The organism is Celeribacter halophilus (assembly GCF_900114135.1).
GTDB lineage: Bacteria > Pseudomonadota > Alphaproteobacteria > Rhodobacterales > Rhodobacteraceae > Celeribacter > Celeribacter halophilus.
Map to the genome: position 1 here is coordinate 55,477 of NZ_FORY01000001.1, position 15,991 is coordinate 71,467.

Genomic DNA, 15,991 nt, shown 5'->3' on the forward strand with positions numbered 1-15,991 from the left:
AAAATTCCGTGGCTTGATGATGCAGGTGCAGAAAGATTGTGCTGTGGGGCGCTGGTTGCAAAGGCGTTTTGCGGTCGCATCGTGCCAAAGGTGCTCGGGAAACGCTGTATGGCCTGAAAATCAGGGAAACGGGAATAAGAAAAGCCCCCGCAAGGGCGGAGGCTTTCATAAGGCGGTCAAAAGTTTCCGCTACTGGATCAGCTTTTGTCGAGTTCAAAGGCGTCGTGGAGTGCCTGAACCGCAAGCTCGGTGTATTTGCGATCCACCAGAACGGAGATCTTGATTTCCGAAGTGGCGATGACCTTGATGTTGATGCCTTCGTCGGAGAGCACCTTGAACATCTTGGCCGCGACCCCTGATTGCGAACGCATACCGATGCCGACGAGCGAAATCTTCGCTACCTCGGTGTCGGAGACCAACTCGCCAAAGTTGAACTCGCCACGGTCTCTGGCCGCACCTAGCGCGGCTTTGGCGCGGTTTACCTGATCGACAGGGCAAGAGAAGGTCATGTCGGTGCGACCTTCTTCGGAAATGTTCTGGATGATCATATCGACATTGACGCCCGCTTCGGCCAGAGGTCCGAAAATAGAGGCGGCGATGCCGGGGCGGTCCGCCACAGACAGGAGCGTCATTTTGGCTTCTTCGCGGGAGGCGGCAATGCCCGAGACTGGTTTGTTTTCCACGATATCCTCCTCGGCACAGATCAGCGTGCCGGCATTGGGGTCATATTCCTCGAAAGACGACAGCACGCGCAAGCGCACGCCGTAGCGCATGGCCAGTTCGACAGAGCGGGTCTGAAGCACCTTCGCCCCCAAAGAAGCCAGTTCCAGCATCTCTTCGAACGCGATTTTTTCCAGCTTGCTGGCCTTGCTCTCGATCCGCGGGTCGGTGGTATAGACCCCGTCCACATCGGTGTAGATGTCACAGCGGTCGGCGTCGAAGGCGGCTGCGAAAGCCACAGCGGTGGTGTCCGAGCCGCCGCGCCCCAGCGTGGTGATCCGGCCTTCGGGGGAAATGCCCTGAAAACCTGCAACCACGGCGACTTTCATGCCTTCACCGAATTTGGCGAGGATGTTGTCGGTCGGGATTTCTTCGATCCGCGCTGCGCCGTGAGAGGAGTTGGTCTTGAGCGGCACTTGCCAGCCCTGCCAGCTGCGTGCCGGCACATCCATTTCCTGAAGCGTCAAGGCCATGAGGCCCGCAGTCACGTTCTCGCCCGAGGAGACCACGGCGTCATATTCGCGCGCGTCATACATCGGTGAGGTCTCGTTGACATAGCCCACGAGCTTGTTGGTCTCGCCGGACATGGCCGAAACCACGACGATCACGTCGTAGCCATTGGCCACTTCGCGACCGACGCGCTTTGCAGCGCGTTTGATCTTGTCGAGCGTGGCGACGGATGTTCCGCCGAATTTCATTACGAGAATTGGCATCTCTTGCCCTATCCCCCGTCCTCGTCAGTGGTCACGGTTCTCTAAGTGGCTTCCGGCGTGAGCGCAAGAGTTGCGGCCATTGCGAATGAGTATTTTTGCCACAAAGGAGGCTCAATAAGCGTGTGGACGCCCGTCCCATGTCTCGAAACAGCCGGTAGAGGAGAGCGAAAGCTCTGCGAAACGATCCGCCAGACCGGTGGCGGCTTCTGTCGCGGTGATGTCTGCTGCGCCGCCGCCCATGTCGGTCTGGACCCAGCCGGGGTGATAGATGCCGACGGGAATCCCGTCTGTTTTCAGGTCGCTGGCAAGGTTGCGACCAAGGTTCAGCGCGGCGGCTTTCGAGGCGCGATAGATATAGGCACCGCCCGGAGCGCGGGTGTGGGAGGCCATCTGCGACGAAATGATCGCGATCTTGCCCCGTGCGGCACGTAGCGCGGGCAAGAACGCCTGCACCATGAGAAAGACGCCGGTGACATTGACTGCAAATTCCTCGGCCCACATCTCGGGCGGGTAGCCTGTGTCGAGGGGCTGGCCCTTGTCGAGATAGAGTCCGGCGTTGCACACCAGCAGCCCGATAGAGCGATCTTTCAGCGTATCGGCCAATGCGGTGACAGAGCGCTGGTCCGTGATGTCGAGCGCATGAAGCCCGTTGCCGCCTTTGGTCGATGTGCCGATCACGTCATAGGTGCGGTCTGTGAGTTCGGAGGCAAGCGCTGCGCCGATGCCGCGCGATGCGCCTGTGATGAGGGCTGTGTCCATGTCCGGTGCCTTTGATGAGGTCAGTTCATTTTGCGTTTGGGCGCAAAGGGCAGGGGCACAACTGGCACGCCATCTTCCAGAAGGGCCTTGGCGTCATCGAGTTTGGCTTCGCCATAGATGGGCCGTGCGGGGGCCTCTCCCTCGTGAATTTTGCGGGCTTCCGTGGCAAATTCGACGCCGACGTAATCGGATTTGGTCTCGACCTCGGCGCGCAGCCGCGCGATGGCTTGCTCGACCTCTTCGGGGGAGGGGCGCGGTGGTTCCATTGGTGTGGCCTGCGGTGGGGCCGACGCGACGGGCGGAGCCTCGGGCGCGACATCGACGGGGCCTGTGTCACTTTTGCGGGCCGTGCTCACGCGCGGGGCCATCATGGCTTTGTGTACACCGGCAGAGCCGCAGACCGGACAGGTCAACTGTCCACCGGCACGCAGGGTCTCAAAGGCTTCGGCGGAGCGAAACCAGCTTTCGAACTGATGGTCTTCGGAGCATTTGAGCGTGTAGCGGATCATGATGCGCGCATTTCCAAGGAACAGGCTCTCTACAATAGGCATTGCCCCCGCATTTTGCAATCTCGGGGGCTGTGTTCAAATGCATCGTCTGGCCTGCGCCGGATTGTTCAGAGGCGGAAGTGACGCGGATTGAAGTGGCGGATGATCTGGGCGAGTTCTGCATCCTCGACCATCGCGGCGGCTTTTTTCGGGGAAACCCATTTGCGTTTGCGCTCGGAGGCTTCCGGATATTTGTCGAACTCCCAACGCGCTTTGAGCGGGAAAACGGCCACCACGCAGGGCATCGGCATTTCGCCGTTGCGTGGATATTTCTGGTAGGAGTAGAGCCCGATGCAGATGGGCGCGGGGCGGCCCTTGATCCCGGCCTCTTCCCAGGCTTCGGTGGCGGCGGCCTGCACAGGGGTTTGCCCGTCCATCGGCCAGCCCTTCGGGATGATCCAGCGTTTGCCGCCGCGTGTTTTGATCAGCAAGACTTGCAGTTTGTCCTTGCGCCAGCGCCACACCAATGCGCCAAACTGTGTGCGCACGCTGTCTTTGGCGTTGCGACCGAGTTTGACCGGATGTTGTCTGGGCCTCATGGCTGACACCTGTTTGTCCTTTGGCTGAATGCGGAAAGGGGACGGCATCGTGTAAAGCGCGTCCGCCTGTTTCGTCGCATCAGGCTGACAGAGGACTATCAAATCTGCATGACGGCTGGAAAGGGAATTTTGCACCTTCTCCATCTGACGCGGGGGCGCAGGCCAGTGTGATCTATTTCAGCGCGGGCAGCTTGGTCAGCTCGGCTAGAGCGGACCAGAAGGCCTCTTGCCGGAGATGGGCTTCGCGCAGAGGGCTCAGGGCGGTGTGGGCTTTTGCTGTCATGTCTTTGGCGTGTTGCGGATTGGACATGAGGACGCTGGCCGCTTCATAGAGCGCGTGCGCGTCGGAGACAATGCGTGCGCCGCCGGACTGATCGAGCGCCTCATATGCGGCAACATGATTCGAGACATGAGGGCCATGTAGGATGGCAGTGTTGAACTGGACAGGTTCATAGGGCGTGTGCCCGCCGTGATGCGTCAGGGAGCCGCCGATGAAAGACATGCCTGCAAGGTGATACCACAGCGCCATTTCGCCCAGTGTATCGGCCAGATAAATCTGTGATTGCGCGGGGTCGTCACCTTTGGAGCGTTGCGCGAAATCCAGCCCTGCACGGGTCAGCTCTGCCGCAAGGGCATCTGCCCGCGACGGGTGGCGCGGGGCGAGGATTAGACGTGCGTCAGGGTGGTCCTTTTGCAGGTCATGGAAGGCTTCAAGCACCAGACGTTCCTCGCCCGCATGGGTGGAGGCTGCGAGCAGTGTTTTGTCGCGGGGGAAAACCTGCTCAAGGGCGGCGAGTTCTGCGGCGGGCGCAGGCGCGAGGGCGACTGTGCTTTTGAGGTTCATGCGCGGCAGTAGGGCGGACGCGGGCAGGCCGAGCTGGAGCAGGCGTTGCTCCGAGGCCGTGTCTTGCGCGGCCAGTTTGGAGATCGCGGCGATGGTCGGGCTGATGATGCCGCGCAGCAGGAATTGCATCTTTTCCCACCGGCAGGCCGTGCGCTCTGACATGCGCGCTCCGGCCACGACAACGGGGATGCCGCGTTGAGCGAGAAGGGTGAAGCGGTTGGGCCAGATTTCGTTTTCCAAGGACACCAGCGCGACAGGCCGGATGGCAGCAAGAAAGCGTTTGAGCACCGGTCGAAAATCCATCGGGGCAAGCCGGACCTCGACGCGGGGAAGGCCCCAGTCCGCTACCATCTTGCGGGCGCTGACCGTGTTGACCGTTACGAGAATGTCCAGATCATTTGCACGAGACAGTGCCTCTTCGACCAAGACACGTGCGGCGGTCATTTCTCCGTTCGAGGCCCCGTGGACCCAGAGCCGCGGAGATGTGGACACGCGCGCAGATGTCAGCCCGGCACCGAAGCGTTCGGCCAGATCGGACAAGCTCTCGCGTCCGCGCAAAACTTGCCGCAGTAGCGCAAGCGCAAACAGCGGGCTCAGGATGGTCAAAAGGAAACGATAGAAAAACAAGACATGCGCCTCGCAGGTTCAGACTTGCCCATCGGCTTACGCGCTCTGCCGGTCTGTTGGCAAGAGGGGGTAGATCAAGCGGGGTTTTAGAATTGGAATTGATCTAGGTCATAGCTGTTTCTTAGAGGGATTCTAATTTTTGTCATGCGCGCGATCTACTGAATGCATCACGAGATGCTAGGGAGAAAAATATGAAACTTGCACCGCGTTTGGCATTGATGACCAGTGCTTTTGTTTTGGGGGCCTCGGCGGCTTCTGCAAACGAGCTCAGGGAATATGCCCTTGAGTTCTTCAAACCGCTTCCTTCAACGGTTCCTGCCGTGCAGGACAATAAAATCACCGAAGAGAAAATCGAGTTGGGCAAAGCGCTGTTCTTTGATCCGCGTCTGTCGGCATCGGGCGTTTTCTCATGCTATTCCTGTCACAACCTGACCACAGGCGGGGATGACAACATGGAAACATCCGTTGGTCATGGCTGGCAAAAAGGCCCGCGGAACTCGCCAACCGTTTTGAACGCCGTCTTCAACGCTGCCCAGTTCTGGGACGGTCGTGCCGATGACCTGAAAGCTCAAGCAAAAGGTCCGATTCAGGCCGGTGTCGAAATGGCCAACACGCCTGACAATGTGGTCGCGACCCTGTCATCTATGGGGCAATATGTGGAATGGTTCGAAGAGTCTTTTCCCGATGAAGACGAACCGGTCACCTTTGACAATATGGCCAAGGCCATCGAAGCCTTCGAAGCTACGCTGTTGACCCCTGCGCCGTTTGATTCATGGCTAAACGGGGATGACGATGCGCTTTCTGCCGAAGAGCTTGCTGGTCTTGAACTGTTCATGGACAAGGGCTGTATCGCCTGTCACTCCGGTATCAACATCGGCGGCGAGGACTATTATCCCTTTGGTCTGATCGAAAAGCCCGGCTCCGATATTCTGCCTGAGGGCGACCGTGGCCGCTTTGCTGTGACGGATACTGTGGATGACGAATATGTCTTCCGCGCAGGTCCGCTACGCAACATCGCATTGACCGCGCCTTATTTTCACTCCGGCAAGGTTTGGGATCTCAAGGTCGCTGTGCAGATCATGGCCGAAAGCCAACTGGGCGAAGACCTGTCCGAGGATGAAGCCGACAAGATCGTGGCTTTCCTTGGCTCTTTGACCGGTGAAATGCCGGAAGTCACTCTGCCGGTGCTGCCGACGGAAACAATGACCACTCCGCGTCCGGTGGCGGAAATTATCCCGAACTGATTTTGGTCCTTCTGTGCCCCTTGTTCGGGGGCACAGTCCTTTGAAAGCCCTCGTATGGCTGCGGAAGCGAAAGTTTGTCCCTACTTCTCTTGTGCAGCTTGTTCGGGGGCTTTTTCCTCTCTATGGCGTGGAAGGTTTACGTGCTGCGGGGATCATCTTTCTTGCGGGTCATAAAGGACTGCATCAGGTTCATGCCAATCCGATCGACCAGATCGGAAAGCTGGGTTTCCCCTGCTTGTTGGTATTGGGTGCAGGCCTCCAGCAGCTTATCAATCAACTCTGTCTCCCCCGTGGTCAGGGGCGTAGATACGGCTTGGGGTGACGCGCAGGGGGCGTGCATGGAGTTGCTGATAGGCTTTTTGTACATATCAGAGGATAGCGATATCCGCCCAGCGCTTGCGGGCAGGACAATAGATATGTGACGTGCGATTCGGGTGGGCATGGGTTCAAACTCTTGAAGGGCCGCGATTGGGGCGGCTCGGGTAAAGGGTATCAGGCGCGGAGGTGTTCTTAAAGGGCCAGTAAGTCCTGAATATGTGTGCGAATCTCATCAGGCCGCACGGACAGAAAGGAAAAGGCGGCGGCGCTGGGCGTGTAGCGCAGCATGTCGAGACATTCCTGCGTTGCGCGTTTGAAGATGATGAGCGCTGTTGCATCGCCTTGCGGAATAAGGCGTTGAATCTCGATGGCGCTTTGGACCAGATCGCAATGTTCGGGGTTACATTCAACGACGACTAACTTGAAGCGCTCGGCATCAAAATGTGCGCTGACTTCTTCCAAAGAGCGGGCAATGCGCGGATTGAGGGATTTCGTCGTCCCGCGCATGAGGCTGTCCGCCTGCGCTACGCGGCTCAGAATGATCAGGTTGTGGCACGGCAGATTGGTGCGTTGTGCGTCGTGGCCGATCTCGGAAGTAAACTGCGTATATGGCTTGGTGTCATTTGCGGCCCGGAGGTTCCTGCTGGTGCGCTCTTCTTTGGCGGGTGTCCTGATAAAGGGCATGCGCAAGGCGTTCAGAACGCGGGACATATGGTGCAAAGGGGCAGGGCGCATGAAACACAACTCTCGGGAAATCGTTACTGGAGAGAGCCTTATTGCGGATTTAGAACCGCTTTTTCAGAAACAAATGGTTTCAGAAAGTTGCATAAGGTGGCCTTTGTTTCAAAGCGCTTGCGTAACAATATGTAACACGCGGCAGGTGAGCCGAGTTTGAAACACCAGATTCTCGGATTTTGTGAAGTTTTAAGGGGAATTTTTTCTTTTCCCCTATCTGAAACATGTTACCGTTCTGTCATGACAACAGATTGGTCTGGGGGGGGGGCTGCATGTTGCCGGACGGGCAAAAACTGGAAGTTTTACAGCGGGAAGTTACGCTCATTCTCGAAAGTGAGGCTTTCGCACGTTCAAAGGCAAACCGTGCATTGCTCGAATATTTGGCGAAAGAGTGTTTGGCCGGACGAGGTGACGAGATCACCGAATACGGCATTGCGCATGGGCTGCTCGGCAGAGGGGATGAGTTCGATCCCTCGACCGATCCGATTGTGCGGGTCCGGATGCGGCGGCTTCGGGAGGCCATCAATGGCTACTATGCGCAACATGGCGATCGCGTCGATCGCCTGATCATCCCGCGTGGTAGCTATGCCCTGTCGGTGCTACGTGTCGAGAAACCATCGACCGCTGAGCAACAGAACGAAGAGGCGGTGGTTGATAAGGTCGCGCGGGATGATGTGGCGGGCACAGAGGGTTCTGCACAACCGCCTTCTGACGCGCAGGCCCCCGATAGGCCGAAGATGCGCAAGGTGTTTGGTTTGCGCTTTGTCCTGTTCCTAATTGTGGTTTTTGCGGCGGGTGTTTTAGGACATGGCATTTGGCATGTTGTCTTTCCGTCAAGTCCGATTGAAACGGCAAGCACCGAGCCGGGCTATCCGGTCGTTGCCATCGCGCCGTTCGACAATCTGACGGATCGGGCGGAGAACGACACTTATGAAAAAGATGTGCAGAGACAACTGGCCGGAGACCTCGAACGTTTTGGGCGCGTGAATGTGCGGGTCTTGAACGCCGATCTCAATAGTGAGCTTGAAGGGGCCGATTATGTCTTGCGCGGTTCGATTCTGAGCCTCGTGGGGCATCTTGATCTGTCCGTTGCGCTGGTGGATGTCGAGACCGGCGAGGAACTGTTTCAAACCCGAATGTCCGATCCTGTTGATGCGCAGGGGATTTATGCAAGCCTGCGTGCCGTGTCCCATCGCATGAGCAGTTATCTCGCGGCACAAGGTGGTGTGATCAGTGCGCTTGGCCGACCGGATACGGGCGCGGCGGGGGCACCGGACAGCGTCTTTTCCTGTGTTCTTAAGACCGATGCGTTTCTGAGCGATTATAGTCCCGAAAAGTTCCAAACGGCCTATCGGTGTTTCGAGCCTTTCTCGGATATACTGGAGACCGATGCGGTTGGCTCTACCTCCTTCGGGACTTTGATGTTGCATTCGGTCCCTGACTTTCAGTTCATGGATACGTCCGGTTTGCCCGAAGCGATGCAGTCCTCACCCGAGAAGCTCACAGAATATGCGGAAGGTTTTGCGGATCGTTTCCCCGGTTCCGATGTTGTGTTCATCCTTCTGGGCGCGGTTTACAATGTCGAAGGCAAAACCGATCTAGCCATCCGTGCCTTGCGTCAGGCGGTAGAGTTGAATCCGGCGAATCCGACTGCTTACGGTGTGCTCTCCTATGCATATTTGTCAGCAGACTTGCTTTATGAAGCCCGCGATGCGGCGTTGAGGGCTATTGATCTGGGCGCCAATGCCTCGGCCTATATGTATCTGCCGGTTCTGGTGTCCGGCATTGTGCATAAGAACGCGCGCATGGTTGATATGGCCCGCAAGGGCTATGCCGATCAGGTCGGCCCCTCGCGCAATATGCTTTTGCTGGCCGCGGCATCCATGATCGGAGATCGCGACGAAGTGGAGCGTTTACTCGCAGTGGTAGGCACGCCGGAGGATCCTTTGGCCGAAATCCGGATGTTTGTGCAGGGCGAGATCGCCCTATCGGCCATCGCGGGGTATCTTGAAAGGGCGGGGCTTGACGTGCCTGAGCCGGATTGCCTGCCTTCCGAGACAGCCAGCGACCCGCAGGGTTCGCCCTGTGCGCCGTGAAGGGTCGGATTTTGCTAGCAGATTTCGAATTAGAATAACTTATAGCAATCCATAAGTAATACAATTATTGTTTATCGATCAAACCTGTTACCTCTTTACGAGACGGAACGGGAGCAGCGAGATTCAGGCCACAAGCCACATAGATCGCCGCCGCGCCCCCGCCACGAAACACGTAGCATACCGGAGGAACAGATGGACGGTAATGATCTGAAAATGTCGGGCAAATGCCCAGTCATGCATGGCAGCAACACCGAGATGGGCAAGGATGTCATGGAGTGGTGGCCGAATGCGCTTAACCTCGACATTCTGCACCAGCACGACACCAAGACAAACCCGCTGGGCAAGGATTTCAACTATCGCGAAGAAGTCAAAAAGCTCGATTTTGAAGCTTTGAAAAACGACTTGCGCGCATTGATCAATGACAGTCAAGACTGGTGGCCGGGTGACTGGGGCAGCTACATCGGTATGATGGGGCGCGTCTCATGGCACACTGCCGGCTCCTACCGGAATACGGACGGTCGCGGCGGGGGCAACACGGGGAACCAGCGCTTTGCGCCGTTGAACTCCTGGCCGGATAACGTCAACACCGACAAGGGCCGTCGTCTGCTCTGGCCGATCAAAAAGAAATACGGCAACAAGATCAGCTGGGCCGACCTGTTGATGCTGGCCGGAACGATTGCCTATGAGCAAGCCGGCTTGCCGGTCTACGGTTTCGCCTTTGGTCGCGAAGATATCTGGCACCCCGAAAAAGACATCTACTGGGGCGAGGAAAAAGAATGGCTCGCGCCATCCGACACCCGCTATGGCGATGTGAAAGACGCGCATACGCTGGAAAACCCGCTGGCGGCTGTTCAGATGGGGCTGATCTATGTGAACCCTGAAGGGGTGAACGGCAAACCCGATCCGCTCGCAACCGCGCAGCATATGCGGGAAACCTTTGCCCGTATGGGGATGAATGACGAAGAAACCGTTGCTCTGACGGCAGGTGGCCACACGGTCGGCAAATGTCACGGGAACGGCGATGTCGATGACCTCAGCCCGGATCCCGAAACCGCCGGCCCCGAATTTCAGGGCCTTGGTTGGATGAACACCAAGGGCCGCGGTATCGGTCGCGACACAATGGTCAGCGGTCTGGAAGGCGCATGGACGACCAACCCGACGAAATGGGACAACGGTTTCTTCGAGATGCTGTTCAACCATGAGTGGGAATTGCGCAAATCCCCCGCCGGTGCATGGCAATGGGAGCCGGTCGAGATCGCAGAGGCGGACAAGCCCGCTGATGTCGAAGACCCGTCGATCCGTCACAACCCGATGATGACGGATGCCGATATGGCGCTGAAAATGGACCCGATCTATCGCGAAATCTCGCTGCGGTTCAAAGAGGACTTTGACGCCTTCACCGATGCCTTTGCCCGTGCATGGTTCAAACTGACCCACCGCGACATGGGGCCGAAATCGGTCTTTCTCGGCCCGGATGTGCCGGAAGAAGATCTGATCTGGCAGGATCCGATCCCCGAAGGCACCACCGATTATGACATCGGTGCACTCAAGCGCAAGATCGCGGCCTCCGGCCTTTCGATCTCCGAGATGGTATCGACCGCATGGGACAGTGCGCGGACCTTCCGTGGTTCTGATCGTCGCGGCGGCGCGAATGGTGCCCGCATCCGTCTGGCCCCGCAAAAAGACTGGGTCGGTAACGAACCGGAACGTCTGGCAAAAGTGCTCTCCGTGCTGGAGCCTCTGGCCGCAGAAGCCGGTGCCAGCGTGGCAGACACCATTGTTCTGGCCGGCAATGTCGGTGTGGAACTGTCCGCAAAAGCCGCTGGTTTTGACGTCGAAGTGCCCTTCGCGCCGGGTCGTGGTGATGCGACGCAGGAAATGACCGATGTGGAAGGTTTCGAGGTCTTGGAACCGATCCATGACGGCTACCGCAACTGGGTCAAAAAGGACTATGTGGTCTCGACCGAGGAGCTAATGCTCGACCGGACCCAACTCATGGGGCTGACCGCGCCCGAGATGACTGTTCTGGTTGGCGGGATGCGCGTTATGGGCACCAACTATGGCGAAGCGAAACACGGGGTCTTCACCCGGCGCGAAGGTGCTTTGACCACCGATTTCTTCACGACCCTGACCGATATGGGCTACAAGTGGCTGCCGAAGGAAAACGGTCTTTACGACATCGTTGATCGCAAAACCGGCGAGACAAGCTACACAGCGACACGTGTTGATCTGGTCTTCGGCTCGAACTCGATCCTGCGGGCCTATTCCGAAGTCTATGCGCAAGACGACAACGCGGAGAAATTCGTGAATGACTTTGTTGCAGCTTGGGTCAAGGTGATGAACGCCGACCGCTTCGATCTGTCCTGATCCGGCATTGCTCCGCTGGATCACGCGCGCCCCTGCTTTTGCGGGGGCGCTTTTTTGTGTCAGGGCCGCCAAGGTTCTCTTGTCTGTTCAGTTTTGCGATGTGAGCGTGCGAATGTTTTTGCCAATCGCGCCACTGACGGGTTTGCCTATCGTTTTGAGTGAAAGGCTTTATGATCCCTGTGAACTGCGGGGGCCTGTCAATTGGATCAGGGAGGCAGGCAAGCTGTGACAGAGGAGGCGGCGAAGGGGCATGGTGCGAAGAAAAGGGCTGGTTGCGGCCTGTATTGCTTTGGTGGCGCTGGTCTTACTGTTTCAGGGAGCGAGCGTTTATTTCTCCACACAGGAACAATCCAAGGCGGCAGGGCGTCTGTCGCTCTATCGCTCCACGGTGATTGCCGAGTTGGAGCGGTTTTCGCATCTGCCCTATGTGCTGGCCCGCGATCCTTTCGTGCAGGCAACAGCAGAAGGAGGAGATCGCGGCGCGCTGAACATCCGTTTGCGGGGGTTTGCCGCCCAATCAGGCGTGGATGCGATCTACCTTATGACCACGCAGGGGGAGACCATCTCCGCCTCGAATGCGGGCACGTCTTTGAGTTTCGTCGGGCATAACTATGCTTTCCGCCCCTATGTGCGCGATGCGCTTGAAGGGCGACAGGGACGATTCTACGGGATCGGCACGACGACGGGCTTGCCGGGCTATTTCATCTCCGAACCCGTGCGCGATGCGGCGGGGCGTGTGATCGGGGTGATTGCGATCAAGCTTGACCTGACCGATCTTGAGGCCGCGTGGCGTGACGGCGGCGAACAGGTGCTTCTGGCCAATGACGAGGGCGTAGTGCTGCTGGCGTCGGATGAGGCATGGCGCTACCGGCTCTTGCGGGAGCTGTCCGAGGCCGAACGCGCGCGGATCGAACGCGACCGTCAGTTCAGCGGGGCGGATTTGCGGCCTCTGGACTGGGAGCAGCGCGGCGAACGTTCCGCACGGATCGGGGGCGTGGATGTGGTGCATATGGCAAGCTCCGATCTGCCGCATGGCTGGAGCCTGCATTATTTCGCCAGCCGTGAACGGATTGTGACCTTGAGTTGGCTGGTCACGGCGCTGGCGCTTGGCGTGGCGGCTGTGGCGGTGATCCTCTACCAACTCAAACGCACGGAGCGGATCGGTGCCGCGCTTAGGCGCTCAGAAGCCGAAGAGGCGGAATTGCGTCTGGCCAACGAGCGCCTTGCCGTCGAGATAGAAGAGCGCCGCGCGGCGGAGCGGCGGCTGCAACGCACGCAAAAGGAACTTGAACGCGCGTCCCGACTGGCCGCTCTTGGGGAGCTGTCGGCCTCGGTGACACATGAATTGGGCCAGCCCATTGCGGCGCTGAAAAACCACATCGCTGCGGCGGAGATCAGTGGTCGATCTGATCCGGCATTGCTGGCGCATCTGTCAGGCCTGACCGAGCGGATAGAAGGGCTGACACGGCAATTGCGTTTTTTCGCCCGTCCCGGACAGCGCGGACTGGAGCCTGTCGATCTTGATGTGGCGATGGACGAGGCGCTGGCGCTTGTTGCGCCCAATCTGGAGCGCGCCCATGTGACCTTGTCGCGACGCCGCGCAGATCCGCCGGTTGTGGTGCAAGGGTCCAAGCTGCGGATCGAGCAGGTCATGACCAATCTCCTGCGCAACGCGATTGATGCGATGGAGGAGGAAAGCGCCGCGCAGCTTGACGTGTCGGTGGGCACAGAGCAGGAGGGCGAGGGTGCCGCGATCGGGTGGTTCGAGGTGCGTGACACCGGTCACGGGCTGGGAGCGGCCACGCTGGACGAGCTTCAGGAGCCTTTCGTCACCCGCCGCGCCTCTGGCGAAGGCATGGGGCTTGGCCTTGCGATTTCGGCCAGTATTGTGCGCGAACACGGCGGACGGCTCGTGGCGCAGAATGCAGATGAGACAAAAGACGGGGCGGGCGGCGCTGTGTTTCGGGTCGAATTGCCGCTGGTCGGGGATGACGGGGAGGATAAGATATGAAAGAGGCCGCATTGCGGGTCTTGGTGGTCGATGACGACAAGGCCATGCGCAGTTCCCTGATGGATCTTCTCAAAGCCGCAGGGCACGAGGTCGAAGCCTTGCCGCGTGCCGATCAGGTGGTGGCAACACTGCCGGAGATGTTGCCTGATGTCATCCTGTCTGATGTGCGGATGCCGGGCATGTCGGGGCTGGACCTTCTGGCCGCATTGCCGCCGGACTCGCCGCCGCTGGTGTTGATTTCGGCCCATGGCGATATTGCGACTGCGGTGCAGGCGATGCAGGACGGGGCCTATTCTTTTGTCGAAAAGCCCTATGAACCACGTCGCCTTCTGACGATTCTCTCCCATGCGGGCGGGCAGCACCGGCTGCATCAGCGCACCGAGCGGCTCAAGGCACGGCTCCGCGATCTCTCGGGGCTCGACAAGCAATTTCTGGGGCAGTCGTCGGCAACGCGTGCCGTGCGGGAAGAGGTGCTGACGGTTTCGGAAAGTCCGGCCTCTGTGCTTTTGGTCGGGGAGACCGGCACAGGAAAGGATGTGATCGCCCGTGCGTTGCATGATCTCGGCCCTGACGCGGATGGCCCTTTTGTTGCGCTCAATTGTGCGACCCTGAGCGCCGAAGGGTTCGAGCGCGAGATGTTTGGCGCGGAAGGTGCGGGGCAAGGGCGGCTTGCGGCAGCGGATGGGGGCACCTTGTTCCTCGACGAGGTCTGCGCCTGTCTCTTGCCTGTGCAGACCATGCTTTTGCGGGTGTTGGAGCAGCGCGAGATAACGCCCGTCGGGGCCAGTCAGCCGCGCAAGCTGACCTTTCGGGTGATCTCTGCCACCAACGAGGACCCCGAAGCAGCCGTGGAAGCGGGGCAACTCCGGCGCGATGTGCTGCACCGGCTGAACACCATACGGCTGGACTTGCCGACCTTGCGCGCGCGGCGGGACGATATCCTGATGTTGTTCACCCGTTTCACCGGAGAGTTTGCCCGCGTCTACGAGGTGAGCCTGCCGGATTTGGGGGCGGAAGATATGGCCGCGCTGATGGGCCATGACTGGCCCGGAAATGTGCGCGAGCTGCGCAACGTGGCGGAGCGGTTTGTCCTCATGGCGCGGCGAGGTCAGGCCTCGGTCGCGGCGGCGTTGCAGGCGGATCACGCCACGCAGGTGCCTGATACGTTGCGCGAAGCGGTTGCGGCGTTCGAGCGGGAACTCATCGCGCGTGCCTTGCGGGCGCAAAACGGTCGGATGGATGCGGTGGCCGAGGCTCTGGGGATCGGGCGGCGCACGCTCAACGAGAAGATTGTGAAACTGGGGCTCGACAAAGATGCCCTGTTGTAGCTCTGCGGAAATCCGCAGGGCGCGGCGGAGAGTGCGCGCAGATTCCCTCATAGCGGAATTGTGAAGACCGCCGCATACTCCCTGACAGACGGTAATTTATGTCTTGGGAGGACATCATGAACAAGTTTTTGGGACGTGCGGCTGTGGCCGCGCTTTGCGTCGGGTTTGCGGGCGAGGCGATTGCGACGGAATGGAACGTGTCGCTGTGGGGCAAGCGCCGTGCTTTCACCGAGAATGTCGAAAAGCTCGCCGAGCTGGTCGCGGAAAAGACCAATGGTGAATTCACCATGAACATTTCCTATGGCGGTCTGTCGAAAAACACCGAGAACCTTGACGGCATTTCCATCGGCGCCTTCGAGATGGCGCAGTTCTGTGCGGGCTATCACCCTGACAAGAACCCCTCGATCACCGTGCTGGAGCTGCCGTTTCTGGGCGTAGACAATCTCGAACTGGAACGCGACGTGGCAATGGCGGTGTATAACCATCCGGCTACGGTCAAGGATCTGGCACGCTGGAACGCCAGACTGCTGATGCCGACCCCGCTGCCGCAGTATAACCTTGCAGGTGTGGGCGATGCGCCGCATTCCATCGAAGACTTCAAAGGTCTGACCGTGCGCGCCACCGGCGGGATCGGCGCGGCCATGTCGGCTTCCGGTGCTGTGCCGACCTCCATGTCCGCCACGGAAGTGCGTCAGGCGATGGACAGCGGCGTGATCCGCGCGGCAGCTTTTGCTCCTCACGCGCATATGTCCTTCGGCACGGCGGATATCGCGACATGGTGGACCACCAACCTCAACCCCGGCGCGGTGAACTGTCCGGTCGTGGTCAATATCGACGCTTACGAGATGCTGACCGATGAAGAGCGCGAAGCTCTGGACAGCTCCGTGGACGAGGCGCTCGACTATTACATCGACTACTATAACGAGCAGACCATGGCCAAATGGGGTCCGCTGATCGAGGAAAAGGGCATCGAACAGGTGACCTTCTCGGATGAAGACCTCGAAGCCTTCAAAGAGGCCGCAGCGGCGCCTGCTGCGACGGCCTGGATCACGGAGAACACCAAGCGCGGCCTACCTGCGCAGGAGCTCTATGATCTTGTCATCGAAACGGTGGCCGCCTCGAAATAAGAGACGCGCTTGAGT

General features: G+C 59.1%; 13 protein-coding genes. 6 read left to right on the forward strand and 7 right to left on the reverse strand.

The features are described 5' to 3' along the window. Positions 1-197: 197 nt before the first annotated feature. From BM152_RS00260 to BM152_RS00280, 5 genes are all read right to left on the reverse strand, one after another. The gene (locus tag BM152_RS00260) at positions 198-1,433 is read right to left on the reverse strand and encodes an aspartate kinase (protein WP_066602886.1); all 1,236 of its coding nucleotides are present in this window, start codon (positions 1,431-1,433) and stop codon (positions 198-200) included. Between the two features lie 111 nt (positions 1,434-1,544). After that, on the reverse strand, positions 1,545-2,192 hold the full coding sequence (locus BM152_RS00265; RefSeq protein ID WP_066602888.1) for an SDR family NAD(P)-dependent oxidoreductase: 648 nt from the start codon (positions 2,190-2,192) through the stop codon (positions 1,545-1,547). Between the two features lie 20 nt (positions 2,193-2,212). Continuing rightward, complete coding sequence (locus BM152_RS00270; RefSeq protein ID WP_066603701.1) at positions 2,213-2,701, reverse strand: DUF1178 family protein; 489 nt, start codon at positions 2,699-2,701, stop codon at positions 2,213-2,215. A gap of 107 nt (positions 2,702-2,808) precedes the next feature. Continuing rightward, positions 2,809-3,279, reverse strand: a complete 471-nt coding sequence (locus BM152_RS00275) for an NUDIX hydrolase (RefSeq protein ID WP_066603705.1) — start codon at positions 3,277-3,279, stop codon at positions 2,809-2,811. 172 nt (positions 3,280-3,451) lie between these two features. Continuing rightward, positions 3,452-4,750, reverse strand: a complete 1,299-nt coding sequence (locus BM152_RS00280) for a 3-deoxy-D-manno-octulosonic acid transferase (protein WP_066602891.1) — start codon at positions 4,748-4,750, stop codon at positions 3,452-3,454. Between the two features lie 218 nt (positions 4,751-4,968). On the opposite strand from BM152_RS00280, the gene BM152_RS00285 reads away from it, so the two are divergent. Then, positions 4,969-5,994, forward strand: coding sequence for a cytochrome-c peroxidase (locus BM152_RS00285; protein WP_414835848.1), 1,026 nt, complete (start codon positions 4,969-4,971; stop codon positions 5,992-5,994). A 136-nt stretch (positions 5,995-6,130) separates the two neighbouring features. Here the strand turns inward: BM152_RS00285 and BM152_RS19105 are convergent, their stop codons facing one another. After that, a complete protein-coding gene (locus BM152_RS19105; RefSeq protein WP_156444358.1) occupies positions 6,131-6,271 on the reverse strand; it encodes a hypothetical protein in 141 nt (46 codons plus the stop codon). A 233-nt stretch (positions 6,272-6,504) separates the two neighbouring features. Continuing rightward, on the reverse strand, positions 6,505-7,047 hold the full coding sequence (locus tag BM152_RS00295) for a hypothetical protein (RefSeq protein WP_066602897.1): 543 nt from the start codon (positions 7,045-7,047) through the stop codon (positions 6,505-6,507). A gap of 272 nt (positions 7,048-7,319) precedes the next feature. Here BM152_RS00295 and BM152_RS00300 point away from each other — a divergent pair, with 272 nt between their 5' ends. From BM152_RS00300 to BM152_RS00320, 5 genes are all read left to right on the forward strand, one after another. Next, positions 7,320-9,143, forward strand: a complete 1,824-nt coding sequence (locus BM152_RS00300; protein WP_066602899.1) for a hypothetical protein — start codon at positions 7,320-7,322, stop codon at positions 9,141-9,143. A 192-nt stretch (positions 9,144-9,335) separates the two neighbouring features. Then, positions 9,336-11,510, forward strand: a complete 2,175-nt coding sequence (gene katG, locus BM152_RS00305; RefSeq protein ID WP_066602902.1) for a catalase/peroxidase HPI — start codon at positions 9,336-9,338, stop codon at positions 11,508-11,510. Positions 11,511-11,760: 250 nt separating this feature from the next. After that, positions 11,761-13,521, forward strand: a complete 1,761-nt coding sequence (locus BM152_RS00310) for a sensor histidine kinase (RefSeq protein WP_066602905.1) — start codon at positions 11,761-11,763, stop codon at positions 13,519-13,521. Continuing rightward, positions 13,518-14,849 (forward strand): sigma-54-dependent transcriptional regulator, encoded by a 1,332-nt coding sequence (locus BM152_RS00315; RefSeq protein ID WP_066602909.1) that lies wholly within the window; start codon positions 13,518-13,520, stop codon positions 14,847-14,849. The genes BM152_RS00310 and BM152_RS00315 overlap by 4 nt, the downstream gene beginning before the upstream one ends. 116 nt (positions 14,850-14,965) lie before the next feature. Next, on the forward strand, positions 14,966-15,976 hold the full coding sequence (locus BM152_RS00320; protein WP_066603712.1) for a C4-dicarboxylate TRAP transporter substrate-binding protein: 1,011 nt from the start codon (positions 14,966-14,968) through the stop codon (positions 15,974-15,976). The last annotated feature ends 15 nt before the right edge of the window (positions 15,977-15,991 follow it).

Bases quoted from the DNA above. Each gene is read 5' to 3' on its own strand.
- BM152_RS00260 (WP_066602886.1), bottom strand. From the start codon at position 1,433: ATGCCAATTCTCGTAATGAAATTCGGCGGAACATCCGTCGCCACGCTC.
- BM152_RS00265 (WP_066602888.1), bottom strand. From the start codon at position 2,192: ATGGACACAGCCCTCATCACAGGCGCATCGCGCGGCATCGGCGCAGCG.
- BM152_RS00270 (WP_066603701.1), bottom strand. From the start codon at position 2,701: ATGATCCGCTACACGCTCAAATGCTCCGAAGACCATCAGTTCGAAAGC.
- BM152_RS00275 (WP_066603705.1), bottom strand. From the start codon at position 3,279: ATGAGGCCCAGACAACATCCGGTCAAACTCGGTCGCAACGCCAAAGAC.
- BM152_RS00285 (WP_414835848.1), top strand. From the start codon at position 4,969: ATGACCAGTGCTTTTGTTTTGGGGGCCTCGGCGGCTTCTGCAAACGAG.
- BM152_RS00295 (WP_066602897.1), bottom strand. From the start codon at position 7,047: ATGCGCCCTGCCCCTTTGCACCATATGTCCCGCGTTCTGAACGCCTTG.
- BM152_RS00300 (WP_066602899.1), top strand. From the start codon at position 7,320: ATGTTGCCGGACGGGCAAAAACTGGAAGTTTTACAGCGGGAAGTTACG.
- katG (WP_066602902.1), top strand. From the start codon at position 9,336: ATGGACGGTAATGATCTGAAAATGTCGGGCAAATGCCCAGTCATGCAT.
- BM152_RS00310 (WP_066602905.1), top strand. From the start codon at position 11,761: ATGGTGCGAAGAAAAGGGCTGGTTGCGGCCTGTATTGCTTTGGTGGCG.
- BM152_RS00315 (WP_066602909.1), top strand. From the start codon at position 13,518: ATGAAAGAGGCCGCATTGCGGGTCTTGGTGGTCGATGACGACAAGGCC.
- BM152_RS00320 (WP_066603712.1), top strand. From the start codon at position 14,966: ATGAACAAGTTTTTGGGACGTGCGGCTGTGGCCGCGCTTTGCGTCGGG.